Origin of the sequence: Myroides fluvii (genome assembly GCF_009792295.1) — a bacterium.
GTDB lineage: Bacteria > Bacteroidota > Bacteroidia > Flavobacteriales > Flavobacteriaceae > Flavobacterium > Flavobacterium fluvii_A.
In genome coordinates this window covers 368,743-390,000 of the sequence record NZ_CP039934.1, presented here as the reverse complement: position 1 = coordinate 390,000, position 21,258 = coordinate 368,743, and the positions used below count along the sequence as shown (strand labels likewise).

Below are 21,258 nucleotides of genomic sequence, written 5' to 3'. Positions count from 1 at the left end.
ATTCAACGCGAACGTTTAAATGATATTGCAGAATATTTAGTTGAATTACCCGTGAAGATTAAAATCATTCCACCAGCATCTGATTGGTTGAATGGTAAGTATACGAATAAGCAAATTAAGGAACTGCGTATTGATGATTTATTGGGACGCAAGGCAATTAATTTAGAGAATCCTATTATAGGAAATGAATTGAAGGATAAAGTAGTGATGATTACTGGTGCAGCTGGATCAATAGGAAGTGAAATTGCCAGACAGGTAGCTCTTTTTGATTTTAAGCAACTAATTTTAATTGATCACGCAGAATCTCCACTGTATGATGTTCAGCAATCGATGGTATCTCGTCATAAAGAGCGAATTGTTTACGTGGTTGGAAATATTAGAGAGATGGCTAATATGGAAGCTATTTTCGATAAATATAGACCAGAATTAGTTTATCACGCAGCAGCTTATAAGCATGTCCCTTTGATGGAATCTTATCCTTACGAAGCTATTTATACTAATATAAAGGGAACGAAGCATATTGCGGACTTATCAGTGGCCTTTGGGGTTGATAAATTCGTTATGGTATCGACCGATAAAGCCGTGAATCCTACTAATGTTATGGGAGCGACAAAGCGCGCTGCTGAAATTTATGTATCTAGTTTAAAAGGCAAAGGCAAGACGAGTTTTATTGTGACGCGTTTTGGAAATGTATTGGGGTCGAATGGATCTGTTATTCCGCTTTTTAAACGTCAATTGGATGCTGGTGGACCTCTAACTGTTACACATCCTGATATTACGCGTTATTTTATGACTATTCCAGAAGCTTGTCAATTGGTTTTGGAGGCGTCAATCATGGGAAAAGGAGGGGAGATTTTTGTGTTTGATATGGGAAAATCAATGAAGATTATTGATTTAGCTAAACGAATGATTAAATTGAGCGGGTTAGTTTATCCTGATGATATAGATATTAAGATTACGGGATTGCGTCCAGGGGAAAAGATTTTTGAGGAGCTTTTGGCTAATGATGAAAATACCGTGAAAACGCATCATGAAAAAATCATGATCGCTCAAGTAAGAGAACAGAATCTTGTTGAAATTAGAAACACAATTGAACAACTTTGTCATCGTGTGTTAAGCGAGGAAATAAAAAAAGATACGATGTATTTGGTTACTACATTGAAGGAAATTGTACCAGAGTTTATTTCTCAAAATTCAATTTACTCTTCTTTGGATGATGTAAAAGTATAAAAAGAGGCTGTCCGGAAAGACAGCCTCTTTTAATTTTGCCAAAGTTCTATGCTTTGAAATTTTATTTCTTTGATTGTATTTCCTTGCGTATCGCCAATCGGTTTTTCAAATACAACCCAATACATCATTCTCTTTTTACTCGTTGGATTTGTATAAATGCAACTTAATAATGGAGATTCAGGATTATTTCCGCTGCCGTTTTTGTATTTCATAGGCGTTGTACAATACAGACTTAATTCGTTGTAATTAGTATTGTATGCATAATTATCCTCTTTATACTGTACTTGTTTTTTGGCATCTACCGTGTATTCACTTTTTAATAAAAATTGTGCGCCAAAGTAATATTTATCCGCTCGTTTTAATTGTTCCACTGTAAACCTACTTTCTTCAGGAGTGGTAAAGGGAATGTAATACATTTTATCTCCATCAAATCCATCAAAGATGCTGTAGGACAGTGGACCTGTTTTTACTTCTTTGTTGTCCATGTGTAGGGTTTCTAGAATTTGCTGTATTTTTTCTGTATTTGGTTGATTTACTGTCATTTCATACATTAGATCACCAATTGTTTTGCCAAAATTTTTCGTCTGTGCTTGAGCTGTGATGCCAACGATAGTCACCATAAAAAACACTAATAATGTTTGTAAATTGTATTTTCTCATTGTTTGTATGTTTAAATTTAAAAATACAATATTTATGCCAAACCCTATGTGTATTTGTTATTTGTTTTCGTTCCAGTAGTAGCTGTCAGGATAAATTCGTTCGCCAAATATTGCAGTACCTACGCGTACAATAGTAGCTCCTTCTGCAATGGCGATCTCGAGATCGCCACTCATTCCCATTGACAATTCTCTCATTTCAACTTGAGGGATATTAAGTTGAAGTGCTTGTTGTTGTATATTTTTAAGTAACCTAAAACAGGGGCGTATTTGATTTTCATCTGCGCTAAATAGACCAATGGTCATGAGTCCTTTAATGTGTAGTGTGTCGAGTTCAGAAACTTGTTGAATAAGCTGTAATGCATGCTCGGGTGCAATGCCGAATTTACTTTCTTCATTGGAGGTGTTTACCTGAATTAGAACATCCATGGTTTTGTTTTCCAAAGTTAGGCGTTGATGTAATTTTGTTGCTAAATCTAATCGGTCTATCGAGTGAATACAGGATACATCGTATTTTAAAATGTCTTTGATCTTATTTGTTTGGAGATGGCCAATAAAGTGATTAATAGGTTTTAAATCTAGCAGATCGGGATGCTTCTCCTTTATTTCTTGTATTTTGTTTTCTGCAATTAGGGTTTGACCCGTTTCTAGCGCCAGGCGAATTTTTGATGCGGGAACTGTTTTTGTTGCTAATAGCAATTTTACTTCTTTTGGGTCTCTATTATGGGCCAGGCATGCCTTTTCAATGCGTTGTAAAATGTGCGTTATGTTTTCTTGAATGTGTAACATGATCTGTAAATTAAGATAAAACAAAATTGGCGAAGCCGAAACTCCGCCAACAAACTAGACTTATTTCCACCAATTATAGTAGTTATGCACCCCATCGTATTGAAAATCACATTTCGGATAGAGATTATTACCTATGATGTTCGTTTTTTCGGTTTCGAGCATTAAGCCACAAGCTCCTGTCTCCTCGCACCATTGTTTACTGCGGTTAATTAGAGCAACTGACAACCCTTTTCCTCTGTGATCTGGGTGTACAAATAAGTCACTTAATAACCATTGCTTTTGTAATTTGATGTAGTGAAAAAGCTTGTATAATTGAACAAAACCAACTGGTTTATCATCAATTATCGCTAAGAAAATATCAGATTCCCCATTGAGCAATCGCTCTTTGATGAAAGCTGTACTTCCTTGTAGATTTGTTTCTTGACGATAAAAAATTCGGTATAAATTAAATAATTCAGACGCTTCTTTTAAATCTTCTAATGTTGCTTTTTTAATTGTGTAGTTCATCTTTATTTTATTTTACGAGACAAAAGTATAAGAGATAAGGACTATCTTTGTGGTCCAGTTAAGTTATAATTAGTAGTCCAATATGTTGCCATTTGAGAGAATCATCACCATTGATAGAGAAAGTAAAGTACCTATTTATCGACAGATTGCCATTGCTTTTATTAATGCGATTAGTCAAGGGATTATTAAAGCAAATACACATTTGCCAAGTACAAGAGATTTGTCGAAGTTACTCGAAGTACATCGCAAAACGATTGTAGCGGCTTATGATGAGTTAGAAGCACAAGATTGGGTTGTTTCTGTTCCCAGAAAGTATGTTGCTGTTTCTGCTAAGATTCCCAATTTGAAACCCAAAAAGTGGATGGACGAGGTAAATGAATCCGCTTATCGAGCTTTGTTTCAATTGCCTTTTAAGCAAATAGTCGTTCCTAAGGTAAAATCAAATGCGCAATTACCTGAAGTAATTATAGATGATGGATTTCCAGATGTGCGCCTTTCACCTATAGATGATTTACTCAAGATTTACCGTTCTTATACCTCTAAGAAGCACAGCATCCGCAATGCAACTTTTGGAAGTGCCCAAGGCAGTTTAAAGTTGCGTGAAGTTTTAGCGAGTTATTTATCAGAGACACGCGGATTAAATATAGAAAAAGAACACCTTTTGATTACCCATGGGGCACAGATGAGTATTTATTTGGCTGCACAATTACTATTGGCAAAAGGAGATGTTGTTGTGGTAGGAAAGCCTAATTATAGCAAGGCAACCCAAGTGTTTGAACAGACAGGAGCAACAGTAGTGGAAGTGGGAGTAGACAAGAGTGGTTTACTTGTTGAAGAGATACAAGCCATTTGTCAACAAAAGGCAATTAAAGCAATTTATGTCATTCCTCATCATCATTATCCTACGACGGTCACGATGAGCATCGAAAGGAGAATAGCGTTGCTTAAGTTGTCTCAACAATACGCTTTTGCGATTATAGAAGATGATTATGATTACGATTATCACTATGCGTCTTCCCCATATTTGCCTTTAGCGAGTAGTCCACATCAGGGGAATATTATTTATATTGGATCCTTTTCAAAATTGTTGGATCCCTCTATCCGCATAGGGTTTATGGTAGCTCCATTTAATTTTATTGAGCAAGGGGTGGCTTTGCGCAAATTAATTGATGTGGGGGTGGACGGTTATATGCAAAATGCATTGGCGGAGTTGATAAGAATGGGAGAATTAAAACGGCATATTAAAAAAGCAAAAAAATGTTATTTTTCCCGTCGGGATTATTTAGATCATTTGTTACAAGAACACTTAAAGTCTCAGGTATCTTATAGTCTTCCTTCTGGAGGAATGGCCATTTGGATTGTATTAAAAAAAGAGGGACTAGTGGAATATTTGGTCCAGCATCCTCAACTTGCAATTAGACGGTCTGCTATTGAATTAAATGCATTTCGCTTTGGGTTTGCCTCCATGAACGAGACTGAGCTAGAACAAGCAGTGTTATTGCTCAAAAAAATTATTGAAGGTTTTGAATTGCAAGGGGTAAAAGGGCAGTTGTGAATTTTATAAGCTGCGAGGATATTCTCTTTTATCGCGAATCAAATAAAAAATGAAAAAACAAAAAAGCGAGAAGAAGAAAGTCTCAATTTAGTGTGCGTATACGCTTGTCTACATTTATCCTAATGGATAGGATGATTTGCGATAAGACTTCGCAACAATTAAATCAAAAAGTTGGGCATTTTTTCTTATTTTTGTTTGAATAAAAAAGTAAGGTATGGCAACAGTTACATTAAAAAATAATCCATTTCACACCCTAGGTGAATTACCTAGTGTAGGTGTGGTAGCTCCTAATTTTGAATTAGTTGGAGTCGATTTAGCTACAAAAACAATGGCGGATTTCGCAGGTAAAAAGATTGTTTTAAATATTTTTCCTAGTGTAGATACGCCAACATGTGCAACATCTGTCCGCACGTTTAATCAAAAAGCAGCGCAATTAGCAAATACAGTAGTCTTGTGTATTTCTAAAGATTTACCCTTTGCTCAAACTCGTTTTTGTGGTGCTGAAGGTATTGATAATGTTGTGATGTTGTCCGATTTTAGATCGGGAGCATTTGGTCAGACGTATGGATTGACATTTACAGACGGACCTCTAACAGGTTTATTATCGCGTTCCATCGTTGTGATTAATGAGGAAGGAAAAGTTGTTTATACAGAACAAGTTGCCGAAACAGCAGATGAACCAAATTATGAATTAGCTTTGACTGCTTTATAAGCAGCACTAACTTCAATCGTGTAAAAAGATATTTTTAAAAAAGTAGTTCATTTAAATGGAATTCATTTTTTTAAAGATATCTTTTACTTTATTACATGAGTGAACAAACTGTAAAAGCCTATCTTATCAATTGCAAGGTATAAATGGAAAAAGAAAATAAATCAACAAAGAAAAAACCAACTCCACTTGAACAGAAAAAATACGATACAGCGATTTTAAAGAACTCGCGTTTTCTATTTTCTATCTTATTGATTATTATGGGGATTTCCCTTACACTGAGTTTTGTTTCTTATTTTATTTCAGGAATAGAAGATCAGAGTAATTTAATCGATGTGAGTAATAGGGAATTAGAAGTCAACAACTGGTTAGGAAAATTAGGTGCTTATTTAGGGCATGTTTTTATTTATCAAGGATTTGGATTAGCTTCTTTTTTCTTTGCCAAATTATTGGTTCACACAGGAGTATATGCTTTTTTCGGGATTGCTTCTAGACGAATTAAAAAAATTGTTTTTTGGGATCTTACCTCGATGATTTTATTAGGGGGATTCTTGGGTTTTTTTTGGGAGTCAAATCCACTTTTGGGAGGAACAGTAGGATATGAAATTAATCTGTATTTAACGGATTATTTAGGTACTGCTGGAGCTATATTATTAATCAGCTTTATTACACTGATATTCTTTTTGTTTCGCTATAAATTATCACCAACTAAAATTAGAGATTTTATAGCCACGATGCCAGCCAAGTTTTCTACATTGGCGCCAGGCAAGAAGTTAGATGACGCATCTTTTGATCAGGAGATACCTCCAGTTGCGTCAGTTGTTCAGCAAGAAACAGCTGTACCAGCAGCTAAAAAAGAAGTTGTCCCACAAGAGGAGCAAGTCAAGGCAATAGTTCCGTCAGAACAAGATAGCCGTTCTAAAGAAGAGCAGCCATCCGCTTTTGCTATTGACCACAAGAGTATTAAACCAACAATAGGGCATAGTTCGGAATTAAATTTACCCCTCAAAAAGGAAAGCGAATTAACCAAAAATGAGGAAGAACTTAAACCTAGTTCTACGGAAGAGTTCGTTATTGAGGCTATAAAAGAGGAAGGAACAGTAGAAGAGAACTTGGCAGCGCAATTGGTGCAGGACTTTGGAGAATTTGACCCGACTTTAGAGTTGTCTAATTATCAATTTCCTTCTATTGATTTATTAAAGGATTATGGAACGGGAAGTATTACAATTAATCAAGAAGAATTAGAAGAAAATAAAAATAGAATCGTAGAAACCCTGCGAAATTACAAGATTGATATTGCGCAAATTAAAGCTACAGTAGGACCGACGGTAACGCTGTATGAAATTGTACCAGAAGCAGGTGTTCGCATATCGAAGATTAAGAATTTAGAAGATGATATTGCTTTGTCTTTGGCCGCTTTGGGAATTCGTATCATTGCTCCTATTCCAGGAAAAGGAACCATCGGTATTGAGGTTCCAAATACAAGTCCGTCGACTGTATCCATGCGCAGTGTAATTGGTTCTCCAAAGTTCCAAAGTGCTGAAATGGAATTACCTGTTGCATTGGGGAAAACCATTTCTAATGAGACTTTTGTGGTCGATTTAGCAAAAATGCCTCACTTGTTGATGGCTGGAGCAACAGGACAGGGTAAATCGGTGGGGTTAAATGCTTTATTAACTTCTTTGTTGTACAAGAAACATCCCGCAGAGGTGAAGTTTGTTTTGGTGGATCCGAAAAAGGTTGAGCTGACGCTGTTCAACAAAATTGAACGCCATTATTTAGCGAAATTACCAGATGCTGAAGAAGCTATTATTACTGATAATACAAAGGTTATCAATACGTTAAATTCACTTTGTATTGAGATGGATAACCGCTATAGTTTGTTGAAAGATGCGATGGTTCGCAATATCAAGGAATACAATGAAAAATTTAAACAAAGACGTTTAAATCCTGAAAATGGGCATCGTTTCTTACCTTATATTGTATTAGTGATTGACGAATTTGCGGATTTGATTATGACAGCAGGTAAGGATGTGGAAACACCAATTGCGCGTTTAGCACAATTAGCTCGTGCCATTGGAATACACTTAATTATTGCAACTCAACGCCCATCTGTAAATGTCATTACAGGAATTATTAAGGCGAACTTTCCTGCTAGAATTGCGTTTCGCGTAACGTCTAAAATTGACTCTCGTACGATTCTCGATCAGCAAGGGGCTGATCAATTAATAGGACGAGGAGATTTACTCTATACGCAAGGAAATGACTTGGTTCGCGTGCAATGTGCTTTTGTTGATACACCAGAAGTGGAAAAAGTTACAGAATATATTGGTGGGCAAAAAGCGTATCCAGATGCTTATTTGTTGCCAGAATATGTAGGAGAGGAAGGAAATTTATCTGCCTTAGATATGGATATTAGTGAGCGAGATTCCCTATTTAGAGAAGCCGCGGAAATTATTGTTACAGCTCAACAAGGCTCTGCTTCTCTGTTGCAGCGTAAATTAAAATTAGGGTATAATCGAGCAGGGAGAATTATTGATCAATTGGAAGCAGCGGGTATTGTAGGACCATTTGAAGGAAGTAAAGCGCGTAGTGTGCTAATTCCCGATTTAGTAGCTTTGGATCACTTTTTCCAAGAAGAACAAAATGACTTATTTAACTAAGAAAATTAAGAGTAATCATGAAAAAAATAGTATTTCTTTTATTGGTGTGTAGTACAGCATTAACGTATGGGCAAAGTAGTCAACGCGCGAGAAATTATTTGGATGAAGTAAATAAGAAAATAGCGAGTTATTCGACTATTTCTATTGATTTTCACTACGCTCAGCTTGATGCAAAATCGGGGGATATCAATCAAGAAACAGATGGACATATTGATTTGAAAGAAAATTTGTATCGCTTGACATTCATGGATATGACGCGTATTTTCGACGGTAAGAAGATCTATACTATTAGCGATGAGGATAAAGAAGTAACAGTTTCAAAATACGATCCCAAGAAAATAGACAATGCCTTGCCTTTGCAAATATTGACCTTCTATAAAGAAGGCTATGATTTGCAGTGGGATATTTTGCAAAACATCAAAGGCAAGCAAATCCAATACATTAAATTGATTCCCCTTGATAAGAAGTCTGGGATTAAGGAGGTTTTAGTTGGAGTGGATCACGAAACAAAACAGATCTATACCAAAATTCAAGTAAATAAAAATGGTTCGAAGTCAGTCTTGACGGTTAAATCTTTTAAAACTAACCAAACTATGTCGAAAAATCATTTTACCTTTACAAGCGCAGATTATTCAACTTATTACATCAATAACATAGATTAATTCCACTTCGTGAAAATACTTGATCGCTATATACTAACCTCTTTTGTATCAACGCTGTTTACAGTGTTTATCATTCTTTATTTTATCTTTATCTTACAGGGTATTTGGTTGTTTATCACTGAATTAGCAGGTAAGGATTTAGATTTCTTTATCATCGTGCAGTTTTTGTTGTTTTATTCGCCTAAGATGATTCCATTGGTTTTACCTCTTTCGGTTTTATTGGCATCGATTATGACTTTTGGAAACTTTGCTGAGCATTATGAATTTGCCGCAATGAAAGCATCGGGAATTTCTTTGAAAAGAGCGATGCAACCGCTATCTATATTTATTGCTGTATTGGCTTTGATTTCATTTTGGTTTGCCAATGATGTGATTCCAAAGGCGGAATATCGCTTTATCAATATGCGAAAAGAGATCTTGCAAACGAAACCGGCGATGGCTATTGCTGCAGGCCAGTTTAATGATGTAGGAGCCATTAATATCAAAGTAGATAAGAAAACTGGGGAAAAAGGGCAGTATTTGGAAAATGTAACCATGCATATCAAGTCAGCCTCTGGTTATGATAATAAAGCAGTTATCCGTTCTGTGGATGGTGAATTGGAATCAGATAATTCTTCTAGTATTTTGCAATTGCATTTATTTGATGGGAATTACTATGAGGATGTGGTGCCTAAGTCGACCTCTCAAATGAGCAGAAAACCTTTTACAAAGGTTGCTTTTGAAAAGTACACCATGAATATCGATTTGAGTGCTTTACAAGATGAAGGAGGCGAAAGGGAAGAAATTAAGAATACCTATCACATGTTGAATATTCGAGAATTAACCTATACGATTGATTCTTTAGAAACCACTTTAGCAAGTGATACAAAATCGAATATGGAAAATATGTTGCTTCGTTATAACGGTATATACAATCCATATAATTCTAAAAAAACGAACGCTGGAACGATTAAAGAGGCTCAAAAAGATTCAGTTCGAGAAAAGGAAATGGATTTGAAAGGAGATGCTTTAGCTCAATTTTCGGAGCCATTGCAAGCGAGGATTTTACAATCATCCATTGATTATACCAATAACATTGTGTTTAATACAGAGTCAAATGACGTTGCTTCATTAGGGCAAATCAAGAAATTAAACGATCACTACTTAGCGTTGTATGAAAAGTTCGTCATTGCTTATTCTTGTTTTTTAATGTATTTTATTGGTGCGCCTTTGGGAGCTATCATTCGAAAAGGAGGATTGGGATTGCCTATTGTCTTTGCGGTGATCATTTTTATTCTGTATCACTTTGTTAATACATTTGGAAAGAAGTTGGCGCAAGAAGATGGAATACAACCTATTCTAGGAGCATGGGCAGGAGCTATGGTACTTACGCCTTTAGCTATCTTTTTAACCTTGAAAGCAACACGTGATAATGGAGAAGTAAATTTCTTGGGATTCTTTTCGACAATTGGAGATTTTTTTAAGGGATTATTTGTTAAGAAACACGAGGTAAAAGAAGAAGAAAATACAATAGAATAACACACAACAAATATATATTTATTATGTCAACGAATCATATTCAGTTAAATACGATAGAAGAAGCAATAGAAGATATTAGAGCGGGGAAAGTGATTATTGTCGTGGATGATGAAGATCGTGAGAATGAAGGAGATTTTATTGCTGCCGCGGAGATGGCTACACCAGAAATGATTAATTTCATGGCTACCCATGGGCGTGGGTTGATTTGTGCACCATTAAACGAAAAACGCTGTAGAGAATTAGATTTGAAACCGATGGTTCAAAACAATACGGTATTACATCAAACGGCATTTACGGTATCAATTGACTTAATCGGAAATGGTTGTACTACTGGTATTTCAGTACAGGATCGCGCCAAGACAATTTTGTCGTTGGTAGATGATGCAACAAAACCAGAAGATTTAGGTCGCCCAGGACATATTTTTCCATTAATCGCAAAACAAGGTGGCGTATTACGCCGTACGGGACATACGGAGGCAGCGGTTGATTTGGCTCGTTTAGCTGGATTTAAATCTGCGGGTATTCTAGTAGAAATCCTAAATGAAGATGGCACGATGGCTCGTTTACCTCAATTGGTTGAAGTAGCGAAAAAATGGGATTTGAAAATTATTTCGATTGAGGCTTTAGTGGCGTATCGAATGAAACACGATAGCTTGATTGACAAGAAAGAAGATTTCGAAATTGAAACGCGTTTTGGCAAGTTTCGTTTACGTGCTTACCAACAAATTACCAATAAACAAATCCACATCGCCTTAACAAGAGGAGAATGGAGCGAAGATGAGGCAGTTCTGACGCGTATTAATTCCATGATTGGAAGTAATGATATCCTAGATGCATTGAGTGGAAAATTAGATTTGCGTATAGAAGCAGCCTTTAATAAGATTAACGAAGAAGGAAAAGGAGCTATTTTGTTTATTAATCAAGATGCACAAAACATTAGTTTATTAAGAAGATTGAGTTTTATCAAGGATCAATTGGCTGGGAAATTAGATATGGAAACACCGAAATTACCAGGTGATGAAAAGGATTTTGGTATTGGGGCTCAAATTTTACATGATTTAGCTATCACTAATATTCGTTTAATGACGAACTCTGAACCAGAAAAACGCGTTGGAATGATTGGATATGGTTTAGAAATAACAGATTATGTTACGTATTAACTAACAAGATAAGAGGTAGTTGGAAGTATAGGGTAATTTTTTATTTAAAAAATAAATTTTCTTTTTTGGATAATTAAAAAAACGCGCTATATTTGCACTCGCAATACAGAAGTAGAGCAGACTACTGGAGAAATGGCAGAGTGGTCGATTGCGGCAGTCTTGAAAACTGTTGACTGTAACAGGTCCGGGGGTTCGAATCCCTCTTTCTCCGCAAAGAAAACCGATAGTGTAACTATCGGTTTTTTTATTTTGTAAAAGGAACGGAAAGCTCGCTTTCTGCGTTCCTTTTACAAAATAAAAAAAGTGGATAAGCGTAGCTTATCTGTTTTCTTTGTGTTAATTTACCCTCCTCTGGGATCTGTAATCCCTTTTGTATAAACCGTAGATGTTTTCGTTAGACAAATACAACGAAGTATCGGTTTTCTTTGTGTTAATTTACTCCTTTTGGGATATCCAATCCCTTTTTTCTTTTGAAATAAAATTCATGTTATAGGGCGAATGGCCATTCGCTCCTACGTTTATCCTGGAAATAAAAATGCTAGTCGCATTTCTGCAGGCCCATATCTTTAGGATTTTATCGGCATTATTTAGTAGTCAAGTAGTAGAAGAAACCCCAGGATTAGACCAGTTGTATTGGGTGGTGAATTCGGTTTTTTTAAGAATTAAATCTTTGCCACAGAGGAATAGAAGATAAAAAAAACCGATAGTCCTTGACTATCGGTTTTAGAATGATTCATTTTTAGCAGACGCTAAAGGGTATTTTTAAAATCTCCACAACATAAGTCCCGCTTGATATCCAGCACCTAAGGTCCAAATAAGAGCATATTCCCCTTCTTTTAGGGGTTGGACAATTTGTTGATGCTGATGCAAAGCTACGAGTGGACTGGAGGATCCAGAGTATCCAATTTCTTTGGAATAGAAAGGAACCTTGTAGTCGGGTAGTGCAAAGTGTTTTTTGATAGTATCAATGTTTTTTAAGGACAATTGAGAGAATAAAAATAAACTAATATCTGCTGTTGTTAGCTTATTTCGACTTAGAAAATCTTCTATTTTACTGGTTGCATATTCCACACTACCACTACCGTCAAAGGAGGTATCCCAAGTGGTTAATTCTCCAGTAGCAAAGCAGGAGTGCCCTTTAGGCGGAAATAGTACAGTGTTGCAGAAACTGCTATCCGTGTGATAATGGACATCAATTAATCCAGCAGCGGTATCGTCTTTTTCTACGATAAAGGCGAAAGCGGAATCTGAAAAGCAAAAAGCCGTTACCGGATTTTCTTGATCCAGTATGCTAGACATCTTTTCTGCACAGATGACCAAGGCTTTTTGTGCAGTTTTGCTGTTGTTTAGATATTGGGCTACCTGATCTAAAGCGAGCAATGCACCAATACAATTGGCATTGATATCATAACACATGGTGTCGGGTTTGCCTTGTAGGGCTTGATGAATGAAAATGGAATCATTGGGAATTTGATGTTCTGGTGTACAAGTTACAAAAGCAATAATGTCAATTTCCTGCATGGAGATTTTGCTTTCTCTTAATACGCCTTTGGCAGCATCAATCCCCAAAGAAAGGGAAGTTTCAGGTGAATCAAGTGGAACCACATAACGATTGGTTCTCCCTAGTGCTTCTTGAATCTTTTTCATGGAAACACCTTGGTTTTCAAATTTTTGTATCACCTCTTCGTTGTTTTCTAATCTCGAAGGATGATGAAAATACATCTGTTTTAATTTCATACTATAAGGGGTTTTGTTGGTTAAAAAAAATAGTATGAAACGAATTTAATATTAATATTATTTTTTTGTTCGTTAATTATGTTAATTTTTATTTATAACACGAAGTTGTTGGTGATGTACCGTAAACAGGGAACAGTGAAAATCCGCCTGGAATAGTATCGATCAATTTAAAGTAAAATTTCATAGAACATTCTTCTGATGGGGATCTTTCAGGATTAAAAGTGAGCGTAGGAAGAGCAAAAGCGTACTATTTATTCTTTTCAACTATTTTTGAATTGGTTTTGTGAAGCAGATAAAAAACTAAAGCACCGCTAAAATAAAGGATGCAATCGATCCAATCTCCCGTATAGCGAGGATTGTGCTGTGGTAAATACCATTCAAAATAGATGCAATAACAGACCGTTACGGCCAGGATTAAAGACAGGGATAGTTGAAGATTGGGGGCCTGTTTTATTTTTCGCACGACAAATAAGCAAAGACTCAGTGTCAGCGGTAGAAAGAGAAAATCATTGACATAATGATTAACCCACAACGGAAGAGGCTGTTGTAGTTGTTGTAATAGGTAGATGGTAGTGGCTATACTTAAAGCAATAAAAAATAAGCCCTTTCTCATATGTAGTCTTTTTGTCGTTAGCGGTGATCAGGCAGCAATCATGCCTACAAGATAGGCAATCCCCGCCGCTATTGTGGCAACAATCAACCAAACGGTATGTACAATGAAAAAGAGGACTCGAATAATAGGATTGGAGTGATTTCGCAGTTTTTGGATGACTTTTTCAAAGGGAGTAGGTGCGGCCTGAAGTTCTTTTTGGATTCGCTCTTCTTTTACTCGTTGTTGTTCCAATTGACGCTCCAGTACAATATTGATGATTTTCCCACAGTTTGTACAATAATCTGTATTGACGTTCTCTGTGTTGCAATATTTACACGTGATGTAATGCTTACTCATGATTCGCTTTTAAATGAACCCTATTTTTTTCAATACTTGATAAGGGTAAAATTGAGGTCAATAGCTAGTGTAAAACGAACTATTTGTAACCAAAATGGGCTTAAAAATACGCCTTTTTTTTAATATGAATAGGGAACTGGTTAGAACGGGTAGTTCCCGTATGTTAGGCAAGAGATATTTAATCTATAGAAAGGAGTTAACATTCAGTTCAATAGCACATCAGAGCGAATTGTTTGCTATGAATCCCTTAAGGCTTGTCATTGGCTATGTACTACAAGATAAAGACTGACTGAAAATTAACGAAATAAAACAGCAATAAATTTAATTAGTCTAATTCTAATGAAATTAACCTTGGTTTTATAACGGTTAAATAGAAAAATCGGCAAATAATCATTCTTTGTTTTTAATTAGATTTAATATAAATAGATTTGTTAGTGAAATTATAACGATCTATTTATATGAATCATTTATACCCTAAATCGGAGTTTAAACCCTTGTTTTGCCCGAATCAGTTTTATTTTTATCAGCCCAAAGGATGTCCAATCGGTTTTGTTTTAGGAATGAATTAAAAGTAAGAAAACGCAAGATTGTTTTCAAATAAACGAAATGAATCATGATATAATCAGACACAATGTACATCTATACAATTAAAAAAACACTTATTTTTTTAGGCCTTTGCTTGTTAGGAGGTTTTACAGTTCAGGCTGAGCATTTTCGCGTGCTTACAGCTCATACTTTTTCAGCGGTATTCTATGAGGATGCCACTATACTAAATGTCAACAACGATACTTATTCAGCTCTTGAGTTTCCTGACACAGCAACAAGATATAGCAAAGGAAAGACAGATTTGTTTGTAAGCGGTTATACAAGTGATGCTGCTGGCATGACAACTTTATATAAGAATACAGTAGAACCTGTTGTAGCGGAGGATTACTGTGATGTTTCTGTGTTATATGGAGTGGAACCAATTACACTTGTACAATTTGCTAATCTGAACAACCAAACTGATAGAACACCTAATCCGACGGTAGCTCCAGCAGCGGCGTATGAAGATTTTACGTCTTTAATGGCGAACGTACAGCGCGGTGAAATCTATACCTTAACGGTGAAAGGTAATACCAACGGAAATTTCGAACACGATATTCGCGTCTTTATCGATTGGAATAACGATGGCCAATTTGATGTGCACACAGAATTGTATCGAAGGCTACTTTCGCCTTCTACAGGGCAAGATGACGTTCAGGTTGAGTTTGAGATTCGCGTTCCTGCTGATGCAGAGCTAGGTAAAACGCGCATGCGAATTATCAAGGACAATTGGTATATCTATGAAGAGGGAGAGTTTGATGCATGTACAGCTGCCGAATACGGTCAGATCGAAGACTATTCGGTCCAAATTTCGGATGAAAGCACTTCAGAAGCGTACTGTCAACCTGAAATTTCGGATAACGCGCGTAGCCTACCCATTTATGAAGTTACGTTTGGTACAACAACGAAGACAAGTGGAAGTAATACCGCTACAGAGCCATTGTATGAAGATTTTACCTCTATTATACTACCTGTTGAACAAGGTAGAACCTACCCCATAACGGTGAAAGGGAAAACTGATGGACAGGATATGTTATTAGTAAAGGTATACCTTGATTACAATCAAGATTTTGAATTTTCAGAAAATGAAGCAGTAACAGTTGGTTTTTTAACGAATACAGAAGGAGAAAGAGGAGAAGTTTCGGGAGCGATTCAACTGCCATCGGATGCATTACTTGGTACAACGCGAATGCGTGTGGTAAGTATGTATCACAATCCAGAAACAACCTGGGCACACCTAGAAAACGTTCCTTGTCCGACGGGATATTATTTGGGACAAGTAGAGGATTATACGTTAGATATTCAACGTCCTGCTGTTGAAATAACTGCAGTAAACGTGATTACAGAAAACAATATTCCTGCTGCGATTACAACCGAAAATGGCACAATACAACTCTTAGCCAACATAACCCCAGCTGAAGCAAGTCAAACCGTGACATGGTCTCTTGTTGAAGGCGCCGAATTTGCATTAGTCAATCAACAAGGGCTCGTTACTGCTCTGGCTAATGGAGTGGTAAAAGTAAGAGCAACTGCGGTTCAGCATGCCACAAAATATGGAGAAATAGAAGTGATTATTGATATTGAAGCTTTGCGCTGTCCACCAGTTCAACTCAATATAGAACATATTGGAGAGGAAACAGCAACGCTACAAATTGCGTCTACGGTTACTGTTTTCGAAATAGAATATGGCGTAGAAGGATTTGTACAAGGAGAGGGAACTTTAATAGAAAATGCAACGAATACGCAACAAATACAAGGATTGTCTCCAGAAGTAACGTATGACGTTTACGTGCGTGTTGCAGCGAATTGTTCTACATGGCAAAAAATTAACTTTACCACGATTAAGGTAAAAGAACAAGTTATTTCGGTAGAGGATGTCAATAAAATATACGGAGATGTTCCGTTTCTAGTAGGTGAAACCACAAGTCAATTGCCTTTGACCTATACAATAACAGATACTTCTGTTGCTGCGATTGAAGGAGGTAGGATTGTGATAAAAGGAGCTGGAGAAACAGAAGTTCTGGTTAATCAAGCTGGGAATACCGAATATTTACCAGCTGAAGAAGTGCGATTTACGCTGCATGTAGATAGAGCTCCGTTGACGGTTTTACCAAGTAATCAAACGAAGGTGTATGACGGAAGAGCACATACAACCTGGAATGTAACTTATCAAGGGTTTGTATATGGTGAAGGGGCAAATGTATTACACGGAACATTACAGTATGATGGAGCTGCTATAGACGCCGTGAACGTAGGAATATATACTGTTGAAGCAAGTGGGTATGAATCGGTGAATTACAATATTCAATACGAAGTAGGAACGCTGGAAATTACCAAAGCAATGATTAGAGGAATCACATTTGTCAATGAATCATTCTTATATGATGGCACACCTAAGACCATTGAAATTACAGGCGTACTTCCGGAAGGAGTAAGTGTAACGTACGACGGCAATCAACAGGTAGAGGTAGGAGATTATACGGCTATAGCATTGCTTCATGGTGGACTAAACTACGAAGACAATAGGCTAGAAGCTACTCTTCAAATTCGACATGCTTTATCCGGTTTAATATTTGAAGATGCTACTTTCGTTTACGATGGAACAGCCAAGCAAATTACGATACAAAATTTACCTGAAGGTGTAAGTGTAACCTATCAAGGTAATGACAAGGTAGCCGTGGGAACTTATACCGTTATTGCTGTAGTTCAAGGAGGGAATGATTACGAAAATATCACGCTTCGCGCGACTTTGAAAATTGGGAAAGCAGCTATTGAACACATCCAATTTGAAGGACAAACATTTACGTATGACGGCACTGCGAAGTATATTTTTGTTTCAGGATCATTGCCACAAGGAGTGACTGTAGAACACATCAACAATGGAAAAATAGAGGTCGGAGCTTATGAAGTTAAAGCAAAAATTAGTGGTGGAAACAACTATCAAAATGCAGAGTTAGTTGCTATTTTGAAAATAGAAAAGGCAAATCAACAAATTCGATTTGATGAATTGGAAACCCTAATCTTAGACGAGAGTGAAGATTTTCAACTTCAGGCGGCCACATCGTCGGGTTTACCTTTACAATATACGTATACCTATGCCGGTACTCAATCAGCGGCTGAAGTGAGTACAACAGGTTGGGTGACACTTAAAAAAGTAGGGGAAATTACGGTTACTGTAACGCAAGTAGGAGATAAGAATTATCATCCAGCAACTGCTGTAACTCGAGTACTGCGCATTGTAAACAACGATGCCACGATACACGATATCTGGATTGAAGAGCAACAGTATACCAAACCTCAGAGTGAAATTTATCATGTAATGAGTTGTGAAGATTTACGCACAACAGTAGCGGTGAAAATTGCTGTAGATGAGGGCGCTCAAATTACCCCTAGTGCTACATTTATACTAGCTGTACCTAAACCAGGTATTTACAAACAAATGGTCACTGTGGTTTCACAAAATGGAAAAGTAAAAGAAACTTATGTCATTGTAGTTGAGAAACCGTTTGCCTTTGCCGATGTTGCAGTACAAAAGTTTAATAACACCTTGTTGATTAACAAAAATCCAAAAACGAATGGCGGTTACAATTTCGTTGGATTTAAGTGGTTTAAAAATGGAAGTTTGATATCAGAAGAGCAAGTATACTCTGCTGGGGCTATGACCATATTAGATCATAAAGCTGTATATCACGCAATTGTTAAAACCGCAGAAGGAGAGGAGATTCACGTTTGTCCAATGGAAGAGACAACCGCTGCAAAAGCAGTCATTCAATTGTATCCCAATCCCGTGACCTTGGGACAACGAACAACCCTAGAAGTACACGTTACTGGAGTTCAATTGAGAGGAATTCCAGTGCAAGTATTCAATTTAAATGGACAGTTAGTTCATACCTTTTCAATAGAAGGAGAGCAAACAGAGATCTACTTGCCTCAAACAATACAAGGAGGGATGTATGTAGCTGTTTTTGAATTAAATGGAAAAAGAGAGACAATCAAATTTGCAGTAAAAAAATAAAATGAAGACAATAAAAATAATTGGATGGACGATGAGTATGATACTCGGACTGCAGGCGCCCCAAGTAAAGGCGCAAGAAATAGAAATCTCTGCCTTAGGGGGATTGGCTGGGGTAAGACAACCGAGTATTTCGATGTCTACTGGATCTACCTTTGGTTTTTCAGCTTTGTATATGCAAGAAATTCACCAAAACATTTCTCTTGGTGTTGGTCTTGAAGCAGGGGTATATCGTTTTACTAAAGAAGATTCTGATTATCAAGGGACTAGTCCGTCTATAGACGCACAAGGGGCAGTATTTGAATTTCGCTATAAAATGGCAAAATTCAAGGAAGAACTGAGTGGGAATTATTTTGCTATTCCTATTAAAGTGCAGTATATGGGGCCAAGTTTAGGAAGTGAAAAATGGCGCCTCTATGCTACAGCAGGCATCAAATACCAGATTTATTCTAAAGTAAAGTCAACCTTAACCTTAGAAGGAATAAAAACTAGTGGCTACTATGAGCAATGGGATGCTGAATTACATAATCCGACCTATGCTGGTTTTGGTAATCTGGGTACTAAACAACAAGAAGATAAGCTCAAACTACACAATGGGTTTTTTATACTTGCAGAAGTAGGAGTGAGATATAATTTATCCAATAATCAAGCACTTGCTTTTGGTTTGTTTGGGGATTTTGATTTAGGTTCTACTGATGAAGGCAGTAAATCTGTGCTAACCTATAAAGGAAGAGAAGAGCTGAATAGTAGTTTACCTGGCGAAAATAATCGCTATAGTTTGAGGATGTTTACGTTAGGAATGAAAGTAAAATACAATTTCGGTTTGTGAAAATTCAACGTGAATGAGTCAAATCATATATTATTTGTAAGCCATAAAAAAAAGCTTGAGTTCCAACTCAAGCTTTTTTTTATATCCATTAATTAGTAACAGTCAACGTTTTTTAATAAGTAATCGAAAACGAATAACCATCCTTTATTTCGCTTTTAGATGGGTAGCAATTCCAATGCGATTCCATGCGTTAATGGTCACCATACACAGGAGTAATTGGGCAAGGTATTTTTCGCCAAACAATTGGGCTGCTTCTTGGTATAATTCATCACTAATCCCACCTTTGTGAATAAAAGTAACGGCTTCTGTTAAGGCGAGAATGAGTTGTTCATCTGCCGTAAAAAGTGTTGTTTCTCTCCAACCGGCTAGCACGAGTAAACGCCTAGCAGATTCTCCATGCGCTAATGCATCTTTGGTGTGAATGTCTAAGCAATAACCACAACCATTTAACTGAGAAGCTCGTATCTTGATGAGCTCTTTATGGGTAGCTGTCAGTTGTGATTCGCTGAGGTATTGCTCAAGTTTTAGCATTCCGTCGTATGCTGTGGGATCCACGCTGTAAATCGCTTTTCTCTTTGTCATGATATAACTTTTTAATATCCTCAAAGCTAGAAGAAGTACAGGTGAGAAAACTTCAACTGGTTTAAGAAAAGCGTTTCTTTTTAATTTCACTTAAATACTCAGGGCTAAAGCCCAAATATGAGGCTAATAAATATTGAGGAATACGTTGAACAAAGGATGGAAACTGCTCTTCAAAGTGAAAGTACAATTCCTCACGACTGTATTCATATAGCAATTTTAATCGATATTGAGCAGCACCATGCGCTTTTTGGAACATAATTCTAAAATACGTTTCCACGACAGGATGGGCAGCAAGTAAGGAGGTGAAATTTGTGCTACTGATACTCACTATATCAGAGGATTCAACCGTTTGAATCCAAAAATTACTAGCACTGTGGTTTGCAAAAGCCAAGTTATCCGTTAACCACCATTTTTCAATGGCAAAGTCAAGAGTTTGCTCTGTACCATTCTCTTTGATATAATAACTCCGCAAACAACCGCAAAGAACAAAGTAAATCGATTCACAAAGCCCCCCTGCTTCCTGAAGATTTGTTTTTTTTGCAGTAGATTGAAACGAAACAAAAGAGACAATGGAGGCTATTTCACTCGAAGAAAGTTTCCTAGTGAATTGTTCTATATGTTCTATAAAAAGGGTCGTTTTAGTCATAGGTCACGATTAATTCGAAAACAGAATGCGTGGATACAAATCATCTAGGATGTATTTTACTTCCGCTATAAACAGCTAAATTAAAATATTTGCCTGATAGTTTAGCATTATTGTTCTGTGAATAAAAAAGGAACAACAACGCGCCATTTTTTTCTTACACGATGTGTTAGAGTCTAATAGAAAGAGCGCATTAATTTTTTGCTTTTGATATTTGATCAATTGGTATTGCTATTTTATTAATTTGATTTTAATATTTTTTTTATTTACACTTTACGCCTTTTTTTGTCTGTTGTTTCTTCAATTTTGCCTTGTGAAAAAGAAAAGTATTATTTGTTCACTACATGATTTCCTATTTGATTCTTGATGTTCTCTCTATTTAAAAAAATAATAAACACAGGAATTAAACAAGAGTTTGTTTGCGCTGTTGTTCAATTCCAGAGAATAATCAGATGAGATTATAATGAAATCA

The 21,258-nt window shown here is 36.6% G+C and carries 17 protein-coding genes and 1 tRNA gene (1 of these 18 only partly in view); 10 read left to right on the top strand and 8 right to left on the bottom strand.

The window, feature by feature from the left end; genetic code table 11:
• On the top strand, window positions 1–1,230 hold the 3' portion of the coding sequence (locus FBR08_RS01885; RefSeq protein WP_158961128.1) for a polysaccharide biosynthesis protein. The gene continues 690 nt to the left of window position 1, outside the view; the window shows 1,230 of its 1,920 coding nt (coding positions 691–1,920); its start codon lies beyond the left edge, outside the window; it ends in the stop codon at window positions 1,228–1,230.
• Between the two features lie 29 nt (window positions 1,231–1,259).
• Here FBR08_RS01885 and FBR08_RS01880 read toward each other — a convergent pair whose 3' ends face one another.
• The 3 genes from FBR08_RS01880 to FBR08_RS01870 are packed head-to-tail and all read right to left on the bottom strand — an operon-like array spanning window position 1,260 to window position 3,182.
• The gene (locus FBR08_RS01880; RefSeq protein WP_158961126.1) at window positions 1,260–1,889 is read right to left on the bottom strand and encodes a hypothetical protein; all 630 of its coding nucleotides are present in this window, start codon (window positions 1,887–1,889) and stop codon (window positions 1,260–1,262) included.
• A 57-nt stretch (window positions 1,890–1,946) separates the two neighbouring features.
• The gene (locus tag FBR08_RS01875; RefSeq protein ID WP_158961124.1) at window positions 1,947–2,675 is read right to left on the bottom strand and encodes a YggS family pyridoxal phosphate-dependent enzyme; all 729 of its coding nucleotides are present in this window, start codon (window positions 2,673–2,675) and stop codon (window positions 1,947–1,949) included.
• 60 nt (window positions 2,676–2,735) lie between these two features.
• Window positions 2,736–3,182, bottom strand: coding sequence for a GNAT family N-acetyltransferase (locus FBR08_RS01870; protein ID WP_158961122.1), 447 nt, complete (start codon window positions 3,180–3,182; stop codon window positions 2,736–2,738).
• 82 nt (window positions 3,183–3,264) lie between these two features.
• Between FBR08_RS01870 and pdxR the strand changes: the two genes are divergently transcribed.
• The 7 genes from pdxR (at window position 3,265) to FBR08_RS01835 (ending at window position 11,660) form a co-directional block, all read left to right on the top strand.
• On the top strand, window positions 3,265–4,737 hold the full coding sequence (gene pdxR / locus FBR08_RS01865) for a MocR-like pyridoxine biosynthesis transcription factor PdxR (RefSeq protein WP_158961120.1): 1,473 nt from the start codon (window positions 3,265–3,267) through the stop codon (window positions 4,735–4,737).
• Window positions 4,738–4,951: 214 nt separating this feature from the next.
• Window positions 4,952–5,449 carry a thiol peroxidase gene (gene tpx / locus FBR08_RS01860; RefSeq protein ID WP_158961118.1) on the top strand — a complete coding sequence of 166 codons (498 nt, stop codon included), beginning with the start codon at window positions 4,952–4,954 and terminating at the stop codon, window positions 5,447–5,449.
• A 143-nt stretch (window positions 5,450–5,592) separates the two neighbouring features.
• Complete coding sequence (locus FBR08_RS01855; RefSeq protein WP_158961116.1) at window positions 5,593–8,109, top strand: FtsK/SpoIIIE family DNA translocase; 2,517 nt, start codon at window positions 5,593–5,595, stop codon at window positions 8,107–8,109.
• A 17-nt stretch (window positions 8,110–8,126) separates the two neighbouring features.
• Window positions 8,127–8,771 (top strand): LolA family protein, encoded by a 645-nt coding sequence (locus tag FBR08_RS01850; RefSeq protein ID WP_158961114.1) that lies wholly within the window; start codon window positions 8,127–8,129, stop codon window positions 8,769–8,771.
• Between the two features lie 9 nt (window positions 8,772–8,780).
• On the top strand, window positions 8,781–10,289 hold the full coding sequence (locus tag FBR08_RS01845; protein WP_158961112.1) for an LptF/LptG family permease: 1,509 nt from the start codon (window positions 8,781–8,783) through the stop codon (window positions 10,287–10,289).
• Between the two features lie 23 nt (window positions 10,290–10,312).
• A complete protein-coding gene (ribB, locus tag FBR08_RS01840) occupies window positions 10,313–11,449 on the top strand; it encodes a 3,4-dihydroxy-2-butanone-4-phosphate synthase (protein WP_158961110.1) in 1,137 nt (378 codons plus the stop codon).
• Between the two features lie 126 nt (window positions 11,450–11,575).
• Window positions 11,576–11,660 (top strand) — tRNA-Ser (locus FBR08_RS01835).
• A 551-nt stretch (window positions 11,661–12,211) separates the two neighbouring features.
• Here FBR08_RS01835 and FBR08_RS01830 read toward each other — a convergent pair.
• From FBR08_RS01830 to FBR08_RS01820, 3 genes are all read right to left on the bottom strand, one after another.
• A complete protein-coding gene (locus FBR08_RS01830; protein WP_158961108.1) occupies window positions 12,212–13,186 on the bottom strand; it encodes a 3-oxoacyl-[acyl-carrier-protein] synthase III C-terminal domain-containing protein in 975 nt (324 codons plus the stop codon).
• A gap of 247 nt (window positions 13,187–13,433) precedes the next feature.
• The gene (locus tag FBR08_RS01825) at window positions 13,434–13,799 is read right to left on the bottom strand and encodes a hypothetical protein (protein ID WP_158961105.1); all 366 of its coding nucleotides are present in this window, start codon (window positions 13,797–13,799) and stop codon (window positions 13,434–13,436) included.
• Between the two features lie 27 nt (window positions 13,800–13,826).
• Window positions 13,827–14,135, bottom strand: a complete 309-nt coding sequence (locus FBR08_RS01820) for a hypothetical protein (protein ID WP_158961103.1) — start codon at window positions 14,133–14,135, stop codon at window positions 13,827–13,829.
• 631 nt (window positions 14,136–14,766) lie between these two features.
• Between FBR08_RS01820 and FBR08_RS01815 the strand changes: the two genes are divergently transcribed.
• Together FBR08_RS01815 and FBR08_RS01810 are read left to right on the top strand one after the other, a co-directional pair.
• On the top strand, window positions 14,767–18,735 hold the full coding sequence (locus tag FBR08_RS01815; RefSeq protein ID WP_158961101.1) for a GEVED domain-containing protein: 3,969 nt from the start codon (window positions 14,767–14,769) through the stop codon (window positions 18,733–18,735).
• A 1-nt stretch (window position 18,736) separates the two neighbouring features.
• Window positions 18,737–19,561 carry a hypothetical protein gene (locus tag FBR08_RS01810; RefSeq protein WP_233266195.1) on the top strand — a complete coding sequence of 275 codons (825 nt, stop codon included), beginning with the start codon at window positions 18,737–18,739 and terminating at the stop codon, window positions 19,559–19,561.
• A 144-nt stretch (window positions 19,562–19,705) separates the two neighbouring features.
• On the opposite strand, the gene FBR08_RS01805 is transcribed toward FBR08_RS01810, so the two are convergent.
• Window positions 19,706–20,143 carry a carboxymuconolactone decarboxylase family protein gene (locus FBR08_RS01805; protein WP_158961099.1) on the bottom strand — a complete coding sequence of 146 codons (438 nt, stop codon included), beginning with the start codon at window positions 20,141–20,143 and terminating at the stop codon, window positions 19,706–19,708.
• A gap of 61 nt (window positions 20,144–20,204) precedes the next feature.
• Window positions 20,205–20,789 (bottom strand): Crp/Fnr family transcriptional regulator, encoded by a 585-nt coding sequence (locus FBR08_RS01800; RefSeq protein WP_158961097.1) that lies wholly within the window; start codon window positions 20,787–20,789, stop codon window positions 20,205–20,207.
• Window positions 20,790–21,258 lie beyond the last annotated feature (469 nt).